Annotated in this window: 2 tRNA genes and 3 rRNA genes (1 of these 5 cut by a window edge); all 5 read left to right on the plus strand. The window is 51.4% G+C overall.

The annotated features are described in order from the left end of the window. Positions 1-227, plus strand: a 16S ribosomal RNA gene (locus PFLQ2_RS24380) (it extends 1,310 nt beyond the left edge of the window). Positions 228-349: 122 nt separating this feature from the next. Beyond that, a tRNA-Ile gene (locus PFLQ2_RS24375) sits at positions 350-426 on the plus strand. A 10-nt stretch (positions 427-436) separates the two neighbouring features. Then, a tRNA-Ala gene (locus PFLQ2_RS24370) sits at positions 437-512 on the plus strand. 242 nt (positions 513-754) lie between these two features. Beyond that, positions 755-3,645, plus strand: a 23S ribosomal RNA gene (locus PFLQ2_RS24365). A 169-nt stretch (positions 3,646-3,814) separates the two neighbouring features. Continuing rightward, a 5S ribosomal RNA gene (rrf, locus tag PFLQ2_RS24360) occupies positions 3,815-3,930 on the plus strand. The 16S, 23S and 5S rRNA genes sit together here with 2 tRNA genes alongside, the layout of an rRNA operon. Positions 3,931-3,955 lie beyond the last annotated feature (25 nt).

The following is a 3,955-nucleotide window of genomic DNA, read 5'->3' on the forward strand; positions in this document are numbered from 1 at the left end:
GCAACTCGACTGCGTGAAGTCGGAATCGCTAGTAATCGCGAATCAGAATGTCGCGGTGAATACGTTCCCGGGCCTTGTACACACCGCCCGTCACACCATGGGAGTGGGTTGCACCAGAAGTAGCTAGTCTAACCTTCGGGAGGACGGTTACCACGGTGTGATTCATGACTGGGGTGAAGTCGTAACAAGGTAGCCGTAGGGGAACCTGCGGCTGGATCACCTCCTTAATCGACGACCGCAGCTGCTTCATGAGCTCCCACACGAATTGCTTGATTCATTGAAGAAGACGATAGAAGCAGCTTTAAGCTCCAAGCTGATAGCTCACGCTAACAGTTACAAGCTCGAAATTGGGTCTGTAGCTCAGTTGGTTAGAGCGCACCCCTGATAAGGGTGAGGTCGGCAGTTCGAATCTGCCCAGACCCACCAATTTTGTTATGGGGCCATAGCTCAGCTGGGAGAGCGCCTGCCTTGCACGCAGGAGGTCAGCGGTTCGATCCCGCTTGGCTCCACCATAAACTGCTTCTGAAAGCTTAGAAATGAGCATTCCATCACGGTGATGATGAATGTTGATTTCTAGTCTTTTGATTAGATCGTTCTTTAAAAATTTGGGTATGTGATAGAAAGATAGACTGGACGTTACTTTCACTGGTAACGGATCAGGCTAAGGTAAAATTTGTGAGTTCTCTTAGTTGAGAAATTCGAATTTTCGGCGAATGTCGTCTTCACAGTATAACCAGATTGCTTGGGGTTATATGGTCAAGTGAAGAAGCGCATACGGTGGATGCCTTGGCAGTCAGAGGCGATGAAAGACGTGGTAGCCTGCGAAAAGCTTCGGGGAGTCGGCAAACAGACTTTGATCCGGAGATGTCTGAATGGGGGAACCCAGCCATCATAAGATGGTTATCTTGTACTGAATACATAGGTGCAAGAGGCGAACCAGGGGAACTGAAACATCTAAGTACCCTGAGGAAAAGAAATCAACCGAGATTCCCTTAGTAGTGGCGAGCGAACGGGGACTAGCCCTTAAGCTTCTTTGATTTTAGCGGAACGCTCTGGAAAGTGCGGCCATAGTGGGTGATAGCCCTGTACGCGAAAGGATCTTAGAAGTGAAATCGAGTAGGACGGAGCACGAGAAACTTTGTCTGAATATGGGGGGACCATCCTCCAAGGCTAAATACTACTGACTGACCGATAGTGAACTAGTACCGTGAGGGAAAGGCGAAAAGAACCCCGGAGAGGGGAGTGAAATAGATCCTGAAACCGTATGCGTACAAGCAGTGGGAGCCCACTTTGTTGGGTGACTGCGTACCTTTTGTATAATGGGTCAGCGACTTATTTTCAGTGGCGAGCTTAACCGAATAGGGGAGGCGTAGCGAAAGCGAGTCTTAATAGGGCGTCTAGTCGCTGGGAATAGACCCGAAACCGGGCGATCTATCCATGGGCAGGTTGAAGGTTGGGTAACACTAACTGGAGGACCGAACCGACTACCGTTGAAAAGTTAGCGGATGACCTGTGGATCGGAGTGAAAGGCTAATCAAGCTCGGAGATAGCTGGTTCTCCTCGAAAGCTATTTAGGTAGCGCCTCATGTATCACTGTAGGGGGTAGAGCACTGTTTCGGCTAGGGGGTCATCCCGACTTACCAAACCGATGCAAACTCCGAATACCTACAAGTGCCGAGCATGGGAGACACACGGCGGGTGCTAACGTCCGTCGTGAAAAGGGAAACAACCCAGACCGTCAGCTAAGGTCCCAAAGTTATGGTTAAGTGGGAAACGATGTGGGAAGGCTTAGACAGCTAGGAGGTTGGCTTAGAAGCAGCCACCCTTTAAGAAAGCGTAATAGCTCACTAGTCGAGTCGGCCTGCGCGGAAGATGTAACGGGGCTCAAACCATACACCGAAGCTACGGGTATCACCTAGGTGATGCGGTAGAGGAGCGTTCTGTAAGCCTGTGAAGGTGAGTTGAGAAGCTTGCTGGAGGTATCAGAAGTGCGAATGCTGACATGAGTAACGACAATGGGTGTGAAAAACACCCACGCCGAAAGACCAAGGTTTCCTGCGCAACGTTAATCGACGCAGGGTTAGTCGGTCCCTAAGGCGAGGCTGAAAAGCGTAGTCGTTGGAAAACAGGTTAATATTCCTGTACTTCTGGTTATTGCGATGGAGGGACGGAGAAGGCTAGGCCAGCTTGGCGTTGGTTGTCCAAGTTTAAGGTGGTAGGCTGGAATCTTAGGTAAATCCGGGATTCCAAGGCCGAGAGCTGATGACGAGTTACCCTTTGGGTGACGAAGTGGTTGATGCCATGCTTCCAAGAAAAGCTTCTAAGCTTCAGGTAACCAGGAACCGTACCCCAAACCGACACAGGTGGTTGGGTAGAGAATACCAAGGCGCTTGAGAGAACTCGGGTGAAGGAACTAGGCAAAATGGCACCGTAACTTCGGGAGAAGGTGCGCCGGTGAGGGTGAAGCACTTGCTGCGTAAGCCCACGCCGGTCGAAGATACCAGGCCGCTGCGACTGTTTATTAAAAACACAGCACTCTGCAAACACGAAAGTGGACGTATAGGGTGTGACGCCTGCCCGGTGCCGGAAGGTTAATTGATGGGGTTAGCTAACGCGAAGCTCTTGATCGAAGCCCCGGTAAACGGCGGCCGTAACTATAACGGTCCTAAGGTAGCGAAATTCCTTGTCGGGTAAGTTCCGACCTGCACGAATGGCGTAACGATGGCGGCGCTGTCTCCACCCGAGACTCAGTGAAATTGAAATCGCTGTGAAGATGCAGTGTATCCGCGGCTAGACGGAAAGACCCCGTGAACCTTTACTATAGCTTTGCACTGGACTTTGAATTTGCTTGTGTAGGATAGGTGGGAGGCTTTGAAGCGTGGACGCCAGTTCGCGTGGAGCCATCCTTGAAATACCACCCTGGCAACTTTGAGGTTCTAACTCAGGTCCGTTATCCGGATCGAGGACAGTGTATGGTGGGTAGTTTGACTGGGGCGGTCTCCTCCTAAAGAGTAACGGAGGAGTACGAAGGTGCGCTCAGACCGGTCGGAAATCGGTCGTAGAGTATAAAGGCAAAAGCGCGCTTGACTGCGAGACAGACACGTCGAGCAGGTACGAAAGTAGGTCTTAGTGATCCGGTGGTTCTGTATGGAAGGGCCATCGCTCAACGGATAAAAGGTACTCCGGGGATAACAGGCTGATACCGCCCAAGAGTTCATATCGACGGCGGTGTTTGGCACCTCGATGTCGGCTCATCACATCCTGGGGCTGAAGCCGGTCCCAAGGGTATGGCTGTTCGCCATTTAAAGTGGTACGCGAGCTGGGTTTAGAACGTCGTGAGACAGTTCGGTCCCTATCTGCCGTGGACGTTTGAGATTTGAGAGGGGCTGCTCCTAGTACGAGAGGACCGGAGTGGACGAACCTCTGGTGTTCCGGTTGTCACGCCAGTGGCATTGCCGGGTAGCTATGTTCGGGAAAGATAACCGCTGAAAGCATCTAAGCGGGAAACTTGCCTCAAGATGAGATCTCACTGGGACCTTGAGTCCCCTGAAGGGCCGTCGAAGACTACGACGTTGATAGGCAGGGTGTGTAAGCGCTGTGAGGCGTTGAGCTAACCTGTACTAATTGCCCGTGAGGCTTGACCATATAACACCCAAGCAATTTGCTTGCTTCGAGCTGAAAAGCGAACGAGCACCAGATTGCGGTGTGTGAAGACGAAACGAATCGAAAGTTCGAACGTCACAAAACACCGAAAAGCTATCACATACCCATTCGCTGGAACGTGACCGCAAGGCACGCGCTGGCTACCGAATTTCTTGACGACCATAGAGCATTGGAACCACCTGATCCCATCCCGAACTCAGCAGTGAAACGATGCATCGCCGATGGTTAGTGTGGGGTTTCCCCATGTGAGAGTAGTCATCGTCAGATTAAATTTCCGAAACCCCTATCTGCT

Source organism: Pseudomonas fluorescens Q2-87 (genome assembly GCF_000281895.1).
Lineage (GTDB): Bacteria > Pseudomonadota > Gammaproteobacteria > Pseudomonadales > Pseudomonadaceae > Aquipseudomonas > Aquipseudomonas fluorescens_S.